Here is a 15,518-nt window from a genome sequence, read left to right as displayed (position 1 = left end):
ACCGGGAGCTGCCGACTCAGGCGGTCGCCGAACGGCGTCGGCGCAGCAGCCAGGCGCCGAGGCCGAGAGCGGTCGCGACGACGGCACCGGTCGCGGCCACGGCGGTGTCCATCGCGGGAACCGGGACCTCGGGCGCGGTGGTGTCGGTGACCGCCACGTTGGTGACGACGATGCCGCAGGGGCCCGGAGTCGTGGACCTCAGCGCGATCGTCTCGGCGTTGCCCTGGGCCTGGAACCGGAACTGGTTGTCCGCGGTGTGCTGCCAGGTCAGGCCGCCGCCGTACGACAGGGATCCCAGGTTCTGCTCGTTGCCGAGCGGGCCGGCCAGGACCTCCATGGTGTTCGGGCCGGGGTCGGTCTCGCAGGAGTTCTCCTCGTAGTCGAACGACACCTGGTACCAGCTGCCGGCGGTCGTCGACTGGAGGGCGATCGAGAGCTGGCCCGGGGCGTCGCCGTTGAGGTCGACGGCGTAGCCGGTCGTGTCGCCGCTCGGCAGCGGGTAGGTGGCCGACGTCGCGTAGTCCACGGATCCGGTGACCGACCAGGGCGCGAGGCCGGTGTCACCGGTGTGCAGGATCTGGGGACTTCCGTCCGGCGGCAGAGGCGCCGTGGAGAAGTCGCCCGCCCCGGCCGGCAGGTGGTCGGTGGCGGCGCTGGCCGGGCCGGCGAGCGCGACGAGGGCGAGGGCCGCCGCACCGGCGGCACAGGTCTTCAGCTTCATGAGAGTCCCTTCGGATGGGGAGCAACGGGGAGACTCCATGAGTGTGGGGAGACCTCGCCCCGCCACGGTCACGGTGATGTCACGGGTCCCCGTGACATCGGTGGGCGCGCAGGGCGCAGACGACGGCGGCCCCCCGACTCCGTGAGTCGAGGGGCCGCCGTGGTGCAGCGATGAGGTCAGGCCTCGGCCGGGGCCTCGGTCTCCTCGGCAGCCTCCTCGGGCTCCTCGGCGGGCTCGCCGATGGTGCCGTCGGCCTGCAGGTTCTTCAGCTCGACGACGTTGCCGGAGGCGTCCTTGACGGTCGCACCCTCGACGAGGAGCTGGAGCGCCTTGCCGCGACGGATCTCCTGGATCAGCTCGGGCACGTGGTTGTGCTCGAACATGTGGTTCACGAACTCCTGCGGGTCCTGGCCGGACTGCTGGGCGCGGCGGATCATGTGCTGGGTCATCTCGGCCTGGTCGACGCCCATCTCCTCCTTCTCGGCGATCTCGTCGAGGAGGAACTGCGCGGCGACGGCGTCACGGACCCGGCGCTCGAGGTCGGCCTCGAACTCGTCCTGGGTCTGCTTCTCGTCCTCGAGGTACTTCTCGAGGGTCATGCCGGCGTACTGGAGCTGCTGCTCGAGGTTGGCCCGGCGAGCGTTGAGCTCCTCGGTGACCATCGTCTCGGGGAGCGGGATCTCGACCTTCTCCAGCAGCGCCTCGAGGACGGCGTCGCGGGCGGAGGCGGCCTGCTCGAGGCGCTTGCCTCGGGTGAGGCGCTCGCGCACGTCCGCGCGCAGCTCGTCGAGGGTGTCGAACTCGGAGGCGTCCTGGGCGAACTCGTCGTCGAGCTCGGGGAGCTCCTGCTCCTGGACCTGCAGGATGCTCACCCGGACGTCGACGTCCTGGCCGACGAGGTCGCCGCTGACGAGCTGGGTGGTGAAGGTCTTCTCCTCGCCGACGGACGTGCCGACCAGGGCCTCGTCGAGCCCCTCGATCATGCCGCCGTTGCCGACCTTGTAGGAGAAGCCGGAGATCTCGGCGCCGTCGACGACCTCGCCGTCCTTGGTGGCCACGAGGTCGATCACGACGAAGTCGCCGTCCTGGGCGGCGCGCTCGACGTCGATGAGGGTGCCGAAGCGCTCACGCAGCGCGTCGACCTGCTCGGCGACGTCCTCGTCGGAGACCTCGAGGTCCTCGACGCTGGCCTCGATGCCGTCGTAGGCGGGAACCTCGAACTCGGGCTTGACGTCGACCTCGGCGGTGAACTCGAGGCCGTCGTTGTCCTCGAACTTCGTCACCTCGATCTCGGGCTGGGCGAGCGGGGTGAGGTTGTTCTCCTGGAGCGCCTCGATGTAGGCCTTCGGCAGGACGTCGTTGACGGCCTCGTCGAGGACCACGCCGCGGCCGACCTGGCGGTCGATGACCTGGGGCGGGACCTTGCCGCGGCGGAAGCCGGGGACGTTGATCTGCTTGGCGATCTTCTGGTACGCCGCGTCGAGGCTCGGCTTGAGCTCCTCGAAGGGCACCTCGACGGTCAGCTTGGCCCGGGTCGGGCTCAAGGTCTCGACGGCGCTCTTCACAGGTGTTCTCCTACTGGTCAGGGGATGGTGCACGGGCCGCAGCGGCCCGCCGATCGGGGCGATCTGTCGGGGCGACAGGACTCGAACCTGCGGTCTCCTGCTCCCAAAGCAGGCGCGCTAGCCACTACGCTACGCCCCGCGGCGCGGGCCGACGATCCGGCTGTCGAGCCGCACTTCGAGGGGATGACGGGAATCGAACCCGCGTAATCAGTTTGGAAGACTGAGGCTCTACCATTGAGCTACATCCCCACACACGGAGGCTCCGCCCCCGTGGACCCCCGGAAGGCCCCCCGGGCTTCGCCCACGAGCACGCGCAATCGTGCCACACCCCCGGGCGCCGACCCCAACTCAGGGCCGCCGGTGGACCACCAGCAGCGCACGGTCGTCGTCCGGCGAGCCCACCGCGGCGACCAGACGCCGGGCCAGGCCGTCCCACGAGCCGCGCAGCAGCGACTCGGCCTGACCCATCATGTGGTCGATGCCGATGTCGATGTCGCGGCGCGGCTCCTCGACCATGCCGTCGGTGTAGAGCAGCAGGCTGTCACCGGGCGCGAGGCGCCCCCGGTGGCAGGTGAACTCCGCGTCCTCGACGATGCCCAGGACCGGGCCGTCGGGGCGCAGCGGACGCCACCGTCCCGAGCCCGCCTCGCGCTGCACGGCCGGCGGGTGCCCCGCCGAGCGGAGCTCGAACTCGCCGGTGTCGAGGTCGACCGAGACGTGGACCGCTGTCGCGAAGCCCTCCTCCCAGGCCCGCTGCAGGAGGTAGTCGTTGGCCGCGGGGAAGAACTGCTGCGGAGGCAGGGCCGCGACCAGCCCGCCCATCGCGCCGGAGAGCTGGAGGGCCCGGGTGCCGGCCGCCTCTCCCTTGCCCGAGACGTCGACGACGACCAGCTCGACCCGCCGGCCCCACTCGCGCGCGGTGACGACGATGAAGTCGCCGGCGAACGGCGAGCCGCCGGCCGACGACAGCGCCGACTCCACGAGCCAGCCCTTCGGCAGCGGCGGGATCTCGCCCTGGGCGAGGATGCGGTCGCGCAGGTCGACGAGCATGGACTGTCCGCGCATCGCGCCCACGCCGAGCTGGCCGCGACGCAGTGACAGCACGATCACGAGGACCGAGACCGTCGCCATCACGCCGAGGGCTGTGGCGACGCGCGGCGTGTACTCCTCCTGCAGCATGCCGGCGATGGTGAGTGTCAGCAGGATGTAGCCGGCGAAGACCGGCAGCACGCGACTGCTGAGGAACAGGATCCCGAGCACCAGCGGGAGGAAGATGAGGTTGATCGGCACGTCCGCGGGCTGGAACCAGATGCCGACGAGCACCGCGGCCGCGAAGACGCCCAACGCGACCGCGATCCCGGTGTCGGTCAGCGCCCACCGGCGTCCCGCGGCGATCACCGGCCCGCCCGGGACCGGCTGGCCGTCGTACGAGGGGTGGGCTGGCAGCGCGCGCACCAGAACAGGTTGCGACCGCCCAGGACCTGCGTGCGGACCTTGGCGCCGCAGACATGACAGGCCTGGCCGGTCCGGCGGTAGACGTAGACCTCGCCGCCGTGGTCGTCGACGCGCGGCGGCCGGCCCATGGCCTCCGGGGTGTGCTCGGTCCGGACGGTGTCGATCCGCCCGGTCCGTACGCCCTCCCGCATCAGCACGACCAGATCGTCCCAGATCGCGCGCCATTGCGTGCGGCGAAGCGCGCGACCGGGTCGCAGCGGGTGGATGCGGTGGCGGAACAGGACTTCGGCGCGATAGACGTTGCCGACGCCGGCGAGCACCGACTGGTCCATCAGCAGGGTGCCGATCGGGGCGCTGCTGCGGCTGATCCGCGCCCAGGCCCGCTCCGGGTCGGCATCGTCGCGCAGCGGGTCGGGTCCGATCCGCGCCAGCACCGCGTCGCGCTCGGCAGCGGTGACCAGCGCGCAGCGGGTGGCGCCCCGCAGGTCGGCGTACGCCGGGGCTCGGCTCGGTGTGGCGGGGCGGACCAGGCGCAGCCGCCCCTGCCCCACCGGCTCCGGCACCTCCCCGTCGGGGAGACCGGAGAGGTCGTCGTGGACGACGAAGGTGCCGTAGAGGCCGAGGTGGACGTGCACGAAGCGGTCACTCTCGAACCGGACGAAGAGCTGCTTGCCCCAGGCGTCGGCATCGACGAGCCGGGACCCGTCGAGCCGTGCCGCGGACTCCTCGAATCGGCCCTGGGGGCTGCCGACGCGCACGCGGTCGCCCCCGAAGACGGCGGTGAGCTCACCGGCGAGGCGGTGGAGGGTGTGCCCCTCGGGCATCAGGCCTCGTGGCCGAGCTGCCCGCGATCGACAGCGGAGGCCGGCAGGGACGGCAGCTCCCCCGTCGACTCGTACGACGCCATCTGGCCGATGCGGCGCACGTGGCGCTCGTCGCCGGGGAACGGCGTGGCCAGGAAGACCTCCACGAGACGGGTCATCTCGTCGAGGGTGTGCATCCGGCCGCCCACGGCGACCACCCAGGCGTCGTTGTGCTCGCGAGCGAGCGTGGCGGTCTCCTCCGACCACGCGAGCGCCGCGCGGACGCCCTTGACCTTGTTGGCGGCGATCTGCTCGCCGTTGCCGGATCCGCCGATCACCACGCCGAGGCTGTCGAGGCCCTGCTCGCGGTCGGCGACGACGCCCTCGGCGGCGCGCAGGCAGAAGACCGGGTAGTCGTCGAGCGCGTCGTAGACGAACGGGCCGTGGTCGACCGGCTCGTAGCCGTGCTCGGTGAGCCAGCCGATGAGGTGGGACTTGAGCTCGAGGCCTGCATGGTCGCAGCCGAGGTGAACGCGCATGGCCGCATTCTCTCAGGCGTCACGCACGATGCAGGCGACGGGCCGCCTCCGCGATCGAGCCGCTGATAGAGGGGTAGACCGTGAAGGTCTGCGCGAGCTGATCGGCGGTGATCCGCTCGGTCACGGCGAGCGCCACGGGGTGGATCAGCTCCGAGGCCCGCGGCCCGACGACCACGCCGCCGAGCAGGCTGCGGGAGCCGGGGGCGACGAACAGCTTCACGAAGCCGTCGACGATGCCCTGCATCTTGGCGCGGGCGTTGGTGGCGAGCGGCTGCATCACGACCTCGGCGAGCACCTCGCCGGAGTCGACCTGCTGCTGGGTGACGCCGACGGTCGCGATCTCCGGGGAGGTGAAGACGTTGGAGGCCACGACGCCCAGGTCGAGCGGCTGGACGGCGTCGCCGAGCACGTGGGCCATGGCGATCCGGCCCTGCATGGCGGCGACGGAGGCGAGCATGAACACGCCGGTGCAGTCGCCGGCGGCGTACACGCCGGGAGCCGACGTCCGCGAGACCCGGTCGACCTTGACGAAGCCGCCGTCGTCGAGGGTGACCCCGGCGGACTCCAGGCCGATCCCCGCCGTGTTGGGGACCGAGCCGAGCGCGAGGATGCAGTGTGATCCGGTGACCTCGCGGCCGTCGGCGAGGGTCACCGTGACGACCTCGCCGTCGCGGGAGACCGACTGCATCCGCGAGCGGGAGAGCACGGTCATGCCGCGCCGGGTGAGCACGTCCTCGAGGACCTGCGCCGCGTCCTGGTCCTCGCCGGGCAGCACCCGGTCGCGCGAGGAGACCAGCGTCACCGGGATGCCGAGCGACTGGTAGGCGCTGGCGAACTCCGCGCCGGTGACGCCGGAGCCGACGACGATCACGTGCTCCGGCATCTCCCCGAGGTCGTAGACCTGCTCCCAGGTGAGGATCCGCTCGCCGTCCGGCTGGGCCGTGTCGAGCACCCGCGGCGCGGCGCCGGTCGCGAGGAGCACCGCGTCGGCGTCGTACGTCGTCTCCGTGCCGTCGGTCGCCGTCGCGACCACGCGCGACGGGCCGTCGAGGCGTCCGCGGCCATGGACGACGGTCACACCCTCGCGGGCCAAGCGGCTCTCGATGTCGGCGGACTGCGCGAGGGCGAGCGCCTTGACCCGCGCGTTGACCCGCGCGAGGTCGACCCGCGGCGCCGCGACGTCGATGCCGAGCTCGCCCGCCTCGCCGAAGTCGGTCATGACCTCGGCGGTGGCGATGAGCGTCTTGCTCGGCACGCAGTCGGTCAGCACCGCCGAGCCGCCCAGGCCGTCGGAGTCGACGACCACGACCTCCGCCCCGAGCTGGGCGGCCACCAGGGCCGACTCGTAGCCACCGGGTCCGCCGCCGACGATCACCACGCGCGTCATGGCCGCCATTCTTGCAGCGCGGGCCCGGCCCTACGATTCCCGCATGCGTCCAGCCCTGCGTCCGTCCCGAGTCGCCACTCCCCTCGTCGCCGTCCTCCTCGCCACGGCGGTCGCCGCGTGCGCCCCCGCGGAGGACGAGCCCGAGGAGCAGAGTGGCAAGAGCGCCACCGCCGACGAGTGCGCGATCGCCGACCTCCCGCTGCAGACGGCCGGCAAGCTGACCATCGGCACCGACTCGCCGGCGTACGAGCCCTGGTTCGTCGACGACGAGCCGGCCAACGGCGAGGGCTTCGAGTCCGCGGTCGCCTACGCGGTCGCCGAGGAGCTCGGCTTCGCGAAGGACGACGTCACCTGGGTGACCGTGCCCTTCAACAACTCCTACAAGCCGGGCCCGAAGGACTTCGACTTCGACATCAACCAGATCTCGGTCAACCCCGAGCGCGAGAAGGCCGTCGACTTCTCCGACGGCTACTACTCCGCCGCGCAGGCCGTGATCGTGCTCAAGGACCGCCCCGCCGCCAAGGTGACCTCGCTGGCCGACCTCGCGAAGTTCAAGGTCGGCGCCCAGACCGGCACCACCTCGCTGACCGCCGTGCGCGAGGTGATCAAGCCCGAGCAGGAGCCACTGGTCTTCCAGAACACCAACAACGCCAAGCAGGCCATGCTCAACGGCCAGGTCGACGCGATCGTCGCGGACCTGCCGACCGCGTTCTACATCAGCGCCGCGGAGATCGACAACAGCGTCCTGCTGGGCCAGTTCCAGTACGACGGCGGCGAGCCCGAGGAGTTCGGGCTCCTCTTCGAGCAGGGCAACGAGCTGCTCCCGTGCGTCAACGGCGCGATCGCGTCGCTGAAGGAGGACGGCACGCTGGCCGAGCTCGAGCAGAAGTGGCTCTCTGACGTCGTCAGCGTGCCCGAGCTGAAGTGACGGGGTCGGCCACGGACTGGCAGCCCAGCGAGCGCGAGCTCGCCCGGCGCCGGACCCGCTCCCGTCAGCACCGGCACCGCGTGGTGGTGGCCACCGTCGCGACCGTGGTCGTGCTCGGCGTGCTCGGCGCGGCGCTCGTCCTGTCGCCCGGCTGGCCCCGGGTGCGCGCGACCTTCCTGGACCTGCACCACGCGAAGGAGTCGCTGCCCACCATCCTGGACGGCTTCTGGCTCAACGTGCGGATGTTCCTCATCGCCGAGCCGCTCATCCTGATCGCCGGGCTGGCGCTGGCGCTGACCCGGCAGGCGCGGTCCGCGTGGCTGGCGCCGCTGCGCGGGCTCGCGGTGCTCTACACCGACGTGGTGCGCGGGATCCCGACCCTGCTGCTGGTGTTCCTGTTCGTCTTCGGGATGCCGGCGCTGGGCCTGCAGGGGATCCCCTCGAGCATCTTCTTCTGGGCGACCGTCGCGCTCGTCGTGTCCTACTCGGCCTATGTCGCTGAGGTGTTCCGCTCAGGCATCGAGTCGGTGCACCCCTCGCAGCTCGCCAGCGCCGAGGCCCTGGCGCTGTCGCGGGGCCAGACCATGCGGCACGTCGTGGTCCCCCAGGCGGTGCGGCGCGTCGTACCTCCTCTGCTCAACGACTTCGTCTCGCTGCAGAAGGACACCGCCCTGGTCGCCTCGGTCGGCCTGTTCGACGCGCTGTTCGCGGCCGCGGACTACGGCAACTTCAACTTCAACTTCACGCCGTACGTCGTCGCGGCGCTGTTCTTCATCGCGATGACCGTGCCCCTGGCGCGGCTGTGCGACGTGCTCGCGCGACGGCTGGCCCGGCGCGAGCGGGCAGGAGCACTCTGATGACCTCACCGCTGACCCCGCTGCTGACCCCGCTGCTGGAGGTCCGCAACGTCCGCAAGACCTATCCGCGCCATGACGAGCCGGGCCGGCGGGTGGTCCTCGACGACGTCTCCCTCACCGTCTCCCCCGGCGACGTGGTCTGCCTGATCGGCTCCTCCGGCTCCGGGAAGTCGACGCTGCTGCGCTGTCTGGACCTGCTCGAGCCGATCGACGACGGCGTGATCGAGTTCCAGGGACGCGAGATCTCCGACCCGCTGGTCGATCCGCGCGTCGTGCGCCGCGACATCGGGATGGTCTTCCAGGCCTACAACCTGTTCCCGCACCTGAGCGTCCTCGACAACTGCACTCTCGCGCCGCGCAAGGTCCACGGCCTGAGCCCCGCCGCGGCCCGGGACAGGGCACACGAGCTGCTCGGACGCTTCGGGCTCGCCGAGCACGTGCACAAGCATCCCGACCGTCTCTCCGGTGGGCAGCAGCAGCGGGTCGCGCTGGTCCGCGCCCTGTGCACCGACCCCGCGCTGCTGCTGCTGGACGAGATCACCGCCGCGCTCGACCCCGAGCTCGTGGGCGAGGTCCTCGACATCGTGCGCGATCTCGCCGCGGCCGGTACGACGATGGTGCTGGCCACCCACGAGATGAGCTTCGCCCGCGAGGTCGCCACGCACGTGTGCTTCCTCGACGGCGGCCGGATCGTCGAGGAGGGTCCACCCGCGCAGGTGCTCGGCGCCCCGGAGCAGGAGCGGACCCGGGCGTTCCTGCGGCGGGTGCTGCCGGACTGACCGCCGAGTGATACGAACGATCCACCGTTCGCGCCGTGAGGCCCCGAAGGGGGCCCTTTCCGGGCGAACGGTGGATCGTTCGTGCGCTTGCTAGAGGTTGATCATGTGGCCGGCGATCCCGTGGATCGCCTCCTTGACGGCCTCGGACAGCGTCGGGTGGGCGAACACGTTGCGGCCGACCTCGTCGGCGGTGAGGTCCCACTTCTGGGCGAGGGTCAGCGCCGGGAGGAGCTCGGTGACGTCGGGGCCGATCATGTGGGCGCCGAGGATCTCGTTGAACTCCGCGTCGGCCACGATCTTGACGAAGCCGACGGCCTCGCCGAGGCCCTGCGCCTTGCCGTTGGCCGAGAACGGGAACGAGGCCGTCTTGACGTCGTACCCCTTCTCCTTGGCCTGCTGCTCGCTGTAGCCGAAGGAGCCGATCTGCGGCTGGCAGTAGGTCGCGCGCGGGATGAAGTCGTACTCGACCGGCATGGTCTCGGCGCCGGACATGTGCTCGGCGGCGACGATGCCCATCGCCTCGGCGACGTGGGCGAGCATCATCTTGCCGGTGACGTCGCCGATGGCGTAGACGCCGTCGACGTTGGTGCGGCAGTACTCGTCGATCTGGATCGCGCCGCGGTCGGTGAGGGCGACGCCGGCGGCGTCGAGGCCGTAGCCCTCCACGCGCGGGGCGAAGCCGAAGGCCGCGAGGAACTTGTCGGCCTCGAGCACCTCCTCCTCGCCGCCGGCGGCCGGAGCGACCCGGACCTTGACGCCGGAGCCGCCCGAATCAGCAAGGTCCTCCACGCCCTTGACGGCGGTGGAGGTCATCACCTTCACGCCGAGCTTCTTGTAGTGCTTGGCGAGCTCCTTGGACACGTCGGCGTCCTCGGTGGGCACCATCCGGTCGAGGAACTCCACGATGGTGACGTCGACGCCGAAGTTCTTCATGACATAGGCGAACTCGACGCCGATCGCGCCGGAGCCGCCGATGATCATCGAGGACGGCAGGCTCTCGTCGAGGATCTGCTCCTCGTAGGTGACGATGTTCTTGCCGTTGGGCTCGACGCCGGGGACCGAGCGGACGGTCGCGCCGGTGGCGATGATCAGGTTGTCGCAGGTGTAGGACGTGGTGGCGCCGTCCTCGGCCGCGACCGAGACCGTCTTCGGGCCGGTGAGGGTGCCCCAGCCGTCGATCTCGGTGATCTTGTTCTTCTTCATCAGGAAGTGGACGCCCTTGACGATGCCCGCGCTCACCTGGCGGGAGCGCTTGTGCGTCGGGCCGAAGGACATCGTGGCGTCGCCCTCGATGCCGAACTTGGCCTTCTCGTGGGTCAGCGTGTGCGCGAGCTCGGCGTTCTTGAGCAGTGCCTTGGACGGGATGCAGCCGACGTTGAGGCACACACCGCCCCAGTACTTCTTCTCGATCACGGCAACGGACTTGCCGAGCTGGGCGGCGCGGATCGCGGCGACGTACCCACCGGGGCCGGCACCGAGGACGAGGACATCGAAGTGGGTCACGGAGCCAGCGTAGTGGGGCAGCTCCTTGTGCCCGACATCACGCTCAGGGCAGAGTTCACCTACTCATGAGTACGGCGGCATCGGGTCGCCGTCCGCGAAGAGGAAGCTGCTCCCTCCATGTCTCGGATTCTCGGATTCATCGCGTCCTGCACGCTCGCGGTCGCCGGACTCGCGGCCGTGCCGCTCCCCCACGCACAGGCCGCCCCCACGGGCCTCGTCGACGTCATCGTCACCCTCGCGCCGGGCGCCGACGCGGCCGCGACGGCCCGCTCGGTCGCGGGCGGCCAGGGCCGGGTCACCCACGTCTACGAGCACGCGCTCAACGGCTTCGCCGCCAGCCTCCCCGACGCCGCGGTCAAGGCGCTGCGCAGCAACAGCCGGGTCCGGTCGGTCGAGCTCGACACCCCGGTCCACGCCAGCGACACCCAGCCCTTGCCGCCCAGCTGGGGCCAGGACCGCGTCGACCAGCGCAACCTGCCGCTCGACAACGCCTACTCCTGGACGAGCACCGGCTCCGGCGTCGACGCGTACGTCGTCGACACCGGCATCCAGCTCAACCACGGCGACTTCGGCGGCCGCGCCGTGTCCGGCACCGACACCGTCGACGGCGACGCCGACGCGACGGACTGCAACGGCCACGGCACTCACGTCGCCGGCACGATCGGCGGCACCACCAAGGGACTGGCGAAGGCCACTCGACTGGTCGCCGTCCGCGTTCTCGACTGCAACGGCTCGGGTGCGACCTCCGGCGTCATCGCCGGCCTCGACTGGGTCATCTCCGACCACCAGACCGGCCGAGCGGCCGTCGCCAACATGAGTCTCGGCGGCGGCGCGTCCAGCACGCTCGACGCCGCCGTCAAGCGGGTGATCGCCGACGGCGTCACGATGGCCGTCGCAGCGGGCAACGAGAACACCGACGCGTGCACGAAGTCCCCCGCACGGGTCCCCGAGGCGCTGACCGTCGCGGCGAGCGACCGCAACGACGCCCGTGCCGGCTTCTCCAATCGGGGGACCTGCGTCGACCTCTTCGCGCCCGGCGTCGGCATCACCTCGGACTGGCTGGCCGGAGGCACGAACACCATCAGCGGAACGTCGATGGCGGCCCCGCACGTGGCCGGCGCCGCCGCGCTCTACCTGTCCGCGCACCCGAGCGCCACCCCCGCCCAGGTCGGCACCGCGATCCTCGGCGCCACCACGAAGAACAAGATCACCGGCACCGAGAGGAGCTGCGTGCTGCTGATCGTCTGCTCCCCTGCCACGCCGAACAACCACCTGCTGTACACCGGCGCCTGACGAGGGGGCGGCGTACGACGGTCTAGCCTGAGCCCGTGACGTCGTACGCCGCCTACGGCACCAACCTGGACCCCCAGCGGATGGGCGAGCGGTGCCCCCATTCGCCGTTGCAGACCACCGGCTGGCTGACCGGTTGGCGGCTGACCTTCGGCGGCGAGGAGCACGGCTGGGACGGCGCCCTCGCGACGATCGTCCAGGACCCGCTCGAGCAGGTCTTCGTCGCCGTCTACGACGTCAGCCCGCTCGACGAGCCGAACCTCGACCAGTGGGAGTCGGCCGACTCCGGTCTCTACCGCCGCACCAAGGTCCGGATCGCCACCATGGCCGGCGAGGTCGTCGCGTGGACCTATGTGCTCGACGCGTACGAGGGCGGGCTGCCCTCCGCGTCCTACCTCGGCGTGCTGGCCGACGCTGCCGAGGCGGCGGACGCGCCGGCCGACTACGTCACGGGGCTGCGGGCCCGGGCCTGTCGTTCGACCGGCTTGTGACCCTGCGCCCGGTCGCCCTGCTGGCGACCCTGGTCGTGCTCGGCGCTTGCAGCCCGGATCGCACCGACCCCGGCCGCGGGGGTGGCGAGGAGGAGCGGATCGCGGCCCTGTCGGGAGTCCGTGCGGCGCAGGTCGTCGAGGAGTCGATCGTGGACGAGCGCCCGCCGGTCACCGTGGCGACCGTCGACACCGAGCCCGACATCACCGTGGAGGAGCTGACCACGCTCGTCGCGGAGCTCGATGAGCTCGCCCCGGCCAGGTACACCGTGTTCCGGGATGCCGGACGGATCGTGGAGGGCACGGACACCGTCAAGTACGACCGCCTCACCAACGAGCCAGGACCTCCCCGGGCGAGCGCCGGTGAGCGCGCGTCGACCTGGCTCGAGGCGATCGACGCCCTTCCCGCGGCGCGGGTGTCCCTGGACGATCGGATGGTGATGCTCGCGGACGTCGATGGCGAGACGCTGACTCCCACCGCGCAGGCGGCCCTCACGCGAGCGTGGATGGCCCGGGTCACCGCGTTCTGGCTCACGGCCCATGGCGACGGGACCGAGCGCGCTCTGCACGTCGGCGGCCCGCTCCGGCCCGAGCATGTCCGGGAGTGGACGGAGTTCGCCGCGACCGCAACGCTCGTTCCGCCGCCGGCCTCCGTCACCGAGCTGCGGCTCAGCGTCGGCATCGACGACCCGACTGTGTACGGCGACCTCGAGCGCGACACGGTCGTGCGCATCCCGGGCGCTCACGACTCCGCCGCGCTTCGCCGCGTCTGCGGCGGGCTGTTCGGGCCACTCCTCGAGACCCAGCTCGCCGGCTTCGCCGACGAGCCTGCGGGCGCGGTCTATTCACTCACGGTCCTGCACGACGTGCCCGCCGCGTCCTCCAGCCCGACGACGGAGAACGTCGTCTTCCTGGAGCTTGGCAGGCCGCTGGACGACATGACGTCCCCCTCCCCCTGCAACGTGGAGGCCGCCCGTCGGCTGGCGTCGATGTCCTAGGCTCACGTCCCGTGACCGAGTCCCCCACGCCGTACTCCCTGGCCGAAGAGGCCGCCGCCCGCCTCGCCGAGCTCACCGGAGTCGCACGCCACGACGTCGCGCTCGTGCTCGGCTCCGGCTGGCTGCCGGCCGCCGACGCGCTCGACGGCGCCGGCGGCGCGAACACGACCGAGATCGACGTGACCTCGCTGCCGGGCTTCGCCGCCTCGGCCGTCCAAGGGCACTCCGGCAAGATCCGCTCGATCCGGATCCCCGGCACCGACGGCGCCCCGGACCGCCATCTGCTGGTGTTCCTCAGCCGCACCCACTACTACGAGGGTCGCGGAGTGGCGGCGGTCGTCCACGGCGTGCGTACGGCGGCCGCGGCGGGTTGTCGCGCGATCGTGCTGACCAACGGCTGCGGCGGGCTCAAGGAGACCTGGACGCCCGGCACTCCCGTGCTGATCAGCGACCACATCAACCTCACCGGCCAGTCCCCCATCGTCGGGGCCAACTTCGTCGACCTCACCGACCTCTACTCCGCGCGCCTGCGAGAGCTGTGCCGTGAGGTGGAGCCGAGCCTCGACGAGGGCGTCTACGTCCAGTTCACCGGACCCCACTACGAGACGCCGGCCGAGGTGCGGATGGCCGGGATCCTCGGCGGTCACCTGGTGGGCATGAGCACGACGCTCGAGGCGATCGCCGCACGCGAGGCGGGCATGGAGATCCTCGGCATCAGCCTGGTCACCAACCTGGCCGCCGGTCTGAGCGGCGAGCCGCTCAACCATGCCGAGGTGCTCGAGGCCGGTCGCCAGGCCGCCACCCGGATGGGCGCGCTCCTGGGCGACATCGTCCCGCGCATCTGAGGTCCGGCCCCGTCCGGGCCGGATGAGTGCCCGACGCCCCGGCGACTACCCTCTTGAGCCATGGTCACGTTCGGGGGGACCGGGGTCATGCTGCTCGGGGTCGCGGTCGCGGGCGTCGTCTGCCTCGCGCTCGCCCTCGGCCTCCTCCGCCCCCTCGGCTGGGTCTCCGCGGTCGCGATCGCCGGCTTCGCCTGGTCGCTCGCGGTGATCGCGCTCGTCACCCTGGTCCCGGCGTCTCCCGGCACCGGGTTCGTCCCCGCCGAGACCCGGATGACCACGTGCTCCTGGGACATCGGTGGCCCCGCCCCGGACGGGTTCTGGATCTTCGAGTCCGGTCAGCGCACCCTCAACACCGCGCTGTTCGTGCCGTCCGGCCTGCTCCTGGTGCTGGCGGTCGCGCGATGGCGTGCCGGCTGGATCCTCGCCCCCGCAGGCCTGGTCGGCCTCGCCGCCTACTCCGCGCTCATCGAGAAGACGCAGCTCGAGCTCGCCCGGATCGACCGCGCGTGCGACGTCACCGACGTCATCGACAACGCCACCGGCGCCGTGTTCGGCGCGATGCTCGGCATCGTGCTGGTGGTCGTCCTGCGACCGTGGCGCCATCGTCACCGGAAGGCGAGCCTCCGCCGGTCCTCCTGAGGCTCCTGTCCACAGGCCCGAAGGTCCCAGGTGTGGCGGCCACGCCGCGAGGAGAGGCGACCCCGGCATGGACGCCCTCGCCGATCTCCTCGACCGCCAGGACGGCGTGATCGCCCGCCGCCAGGTCCTTGCGTGCGGTCTCTCGCCGACCTTCGTCGCGCGCCGGCTGCGGCGCCGCGACTGGGTGGCCGTGCACCCCGGGCGCCGGGACCGTGCGCCTCGGGTACGGGCAGGTGCTCGGCCGACCGTGCTCGACCGCCGCCAAGATCGGCCGCATCCTCCAGCGGCAGGGCTGGACCGGAGAGGTGACGGTCTGCCCGGCCTGCGCGACCGGTGATCGACATCGGTCCGATCAAGCAGGTTGATCGGACCCCTGTCGATCAGCCCTTCTCGGCGACGAGCGCCGCCAGCCCGTCCCGGCAGCCCGCCATCATCCGCCGGTGGTTCCACTCGAGCAGCCACCGCCCGCCGTACGACGCGAGGGCGAGCAGCCCGCGCACGCCGACCACCTGAGCGAAGTCCAGCCGGGTGCCGACGCCCTCGGTCGTCAGCGTGAACCGGGCGTAGCCCTCGAGGTCGCCGCCGATCGCGACCTCGATCACCGGCGGTGTGCGGGAGACGGCGTCGAGGACCAGGTCGAGGGTGTAGGGCAGCGTCGAGCGGCACCGGACCCACGCGGTGTCGGGGCCGAGCTTGGCGACGGCGCGCACCTGCGGCCACC

Annotated in this window: 16 protein-coding genes and 2 tRNA genes; 8 read left to right on the top strand and 10 right to left on the bottom strand. The window is 71.6% G+C overall.

Translation table 11 applies throughout. The features are described from left to right. Nucleotides 1-16 precede the first annotated feature (16 nt). The 8 genes from FHP29_RS10740 to FHP29_RS10705 form a co-directional block, all read right to left on the bottom strand. Nucleotides 17-721: a DUF642 domain-containing protein gene (locus FHP29_RS10740; protein WP_158296538.1), complete on the bottom strand. Its 705-nt coding sequence runs from the start codon at nt 719-721 to the stop codon at nt 17-19. Nucleotides 722-897: 176 nt separating this feature from the next. Next, nucleotides 898-2,286, bottom strand: coding sequence for a trigger factor (gene tig / locus FHP29_RS10735; protein ID WP_139622857.1), 1,389 nt, complete (start codon nt 2,284-2,286; stop codon nt 898-900). A 66-nt stretch (nt 2,287-2,352) separates the two neighbouring features. After that, a tRNA-Pro gene (locus FHP29_RS10730) sits at nt 2,353-2,425 on the bottom strand. A 39-nt stretch (nt 2,426-2,464) separates the two neighbouring features. After that, nucleotides 2,465-2,535 (bottom strand) — tRNA-Gly (locus FHP29_RS10725). A 99-nt stretch (nt 2,536-2,634) separates the two neighbouring features. Continuing rightward, complete coding sequence (locus tag FHP29_RS10720) at nt 2,635-3,741, bottom strand: PP2C family protein-serine/threonine phosphatase (protein ID WP_139622856.1); 1,107 nt, start codon at nt 3,739-3,741, stop codon at nt 2,635-2,637. Then, complete coding sequence (locus FHP29_RS10715) at nt 3,681-4,565, bottom strand: Fpg/Nei family DNA glycosylase (protein WP_139622855.1); 885 nt, start codon at nt 4,563-4,565, stop codon at nt 3,681-3,683. The genes FHP29_RS10720 and FHP29_RS10715 overlap by 61 nt, the downstream gene beginning before the upstream one ends. Then, entirely contained in the window at nt 4,565-5,083 is a 519-nt protein-coding gene (locus FHP29_RS10710) for a ribose-5-phosphate isomerase (RefSeq protein ID WP_139622854.1), read from the bottom strand. Before FHP29_RS10710 ends, FHP29_RS10715 begins: the two co-directional genes overlap by 1 nt. A gap of 19 nt (nt 5,084-5,102) precedes the next feature. After that, nucleotides 5,103-6,470 carry an NAD(P)H-quinone dehydrogenase gene (locus FHP29_RS10705; protein WP_139622853.1) on the bottom strand — a complete coding sequence of 456 codons (1,368 nt, stop codon included), beginning with the start codon at nt 6,468-6,470 and terminating at the stop codon, nt 5,103-5,105. Nucleotides 6,471-6,513: 43 nt separating this feature from the next. Between FHP29_RS10705 and FHP29_RS10700 the strand changes: the two genes are divergently transcribed. The 3 genes from FHP29_RS10700 to FHP29_RS10690 are packed head-to-tail and all read left to right on the top strand — an operon-like array spanning nt 6,514 to nt 9,034. Continuing rightward, a complete protein-coding gene (locus tag FHP29_RS10700) occupies nt 6,514-7,398 on the top strand; it encodes an ABC transporter substrate-binding protein (protein WP_139622852.1) in 885 nt (294 codons plus the stop codon). Next, complete coding sequence (locus FHP29_RS10695) at nt 7,395-8,255, top strand: amino acid ABC transporter permease (protein ID WP_139622851.1); 861 nt, start codon at nt 7,395-7,397, stop codon at nt 8,253-8,255. The genes FHP29_RS10700 and FHP29_RS10695 overlap by 4 nt, the downstream gene beginning before the upstream one ends. Beyond that, nucleotides 8,255-9,034 carry an amino acid ABC transporter ATP-binding protein gene (locus FHP29_RS10690; RefSeq protein WP_139622850.1) on the top strand — a complete coding sequence of 260 codons (780 nt, stop codon included), beginning with the start codon at nt 8,255-8,257 and terminating at the stop codon, nt 9,032-9,034. The genes FHP29_RS10695 and FHP29_RS10690 overlap by 1 nt, the downstream gene beginning before the upstream one ends. Nucleotides 9,035-9,124: 90 nt before the next feature. Here the strand turns inward: FHP29_RS10690 and lpdA are convergent, their stop codons facing one another. Then, nucleotides 9,125-10,537 carry a dihydrolipoyl dehydrogenase gene (lpdA, locus tag FHP29_RS10685; protein WP_139622849.1) on the bottom strand — a complete coding sequence of 471 codons (1,413 nt, stop codon included), beginning with the start codon at nt 10,535-10,537 and terminating at the stop codon, nt 9,125-9,127. A gap of 117 nt (nt 10,538-10,654) precedes the next feature. Here lpdA and FHP29_RS10680 point away from each other — a divergent pair, with 117 nt between their 5' ends. From FHP29_RS10680 to FHP29_RS10660, 5 genes are read left to right on the top strand one after another with little or no spacing between them, the layout of a single operon-like run. Beyond that, nucleotides 10,655-11,830: a S8 family peptidase gene (locus tag FHP29_RS10680; protein ID WP_139622848.1), complete on the top strand. Its 1,176-nt coding sequence runs from the start codon at nt 10,655-10,657 to the stop codon at nt 11,828-11,830. Between the two features lie 35 nt (nt 11,831-11,865). After that, the gene (locus FHP29_RS10675; RefSeq protein WP_139622847.1) at nt 11,866-12,318 is read left to right on the top strand and encodes a gamma-glutamylcyclotransferase family protein; all 453 of its coding nucleotides are present in this window, start codon (nt 11,866-11,868) and stop codon (nt 12,316-12,318) included. Next, nucleotides 12,315-13,313: a hypothetical protein gene (locus FHP29_RS10670; RefSeq protein ID WP_139622846.1), complete on the top strand. Its 999-nt coding sequence runs from the start codon at nt 12,315-12,317 to the stop codon at nt 13,311-13,313. The genes FHP29_RS10675 and FHP29_RS10670 overlap by 4 nt, the downstream gene beginning before the upstream one ends. A gap of 11 nt (nt 13,314-13,324) precedes the next feature. Continuing rightward, the gene (locus FHP29_RS10665) at nt 13,325-14,158 is read left to right on the top strand and encodes a purine-nucleoside phosphorylase (protein ID WP_139622845.1); all 834 of its coding nucleotides are present in this window, start codon (nt 13,325-13,327) and stop codon (nt 14,156-14,158) included. A gap of 60 nt (nt 14,159-14,218) precedes the next feature. Further along, entirely contained in the window at nt 14,219-14,797 is a 579-nt protein-coding gene (locus tag FHP29_RS10660; RefSeq protein ID WP_139622844.1) for a VanZ family protein, read from the top strand. Between the two features lie 380 nt (nt 14,798-15,177). Here the strand turns inward: FHP29_RS10660 and FHP29_RS10650 are convergent. Beyond that, the coding region (locus tag FHP29_RS10650; RefSeq protein WP_158296537.1) for an SRPBCC family protein at nt 15,178-15,518 on the bottom strand (341 nt) is incomplete at its 5' end.

Origin of the sequence: Nocardioides albidus, assembly GCF_006335005.1 — a bacterium.
In the GTDB taxonomy this organism is placed as follows: Bacteria; Actinomycetota; Actinomycetes; order Propionibacteriales; family Nocardioidaceae; genus Nocardioides; species Nocardioides albidus.
Note: the sequence above shows the minus strand (reverse complement) of the source record. Positions and strands in the feature narration are given on the sequence as shown.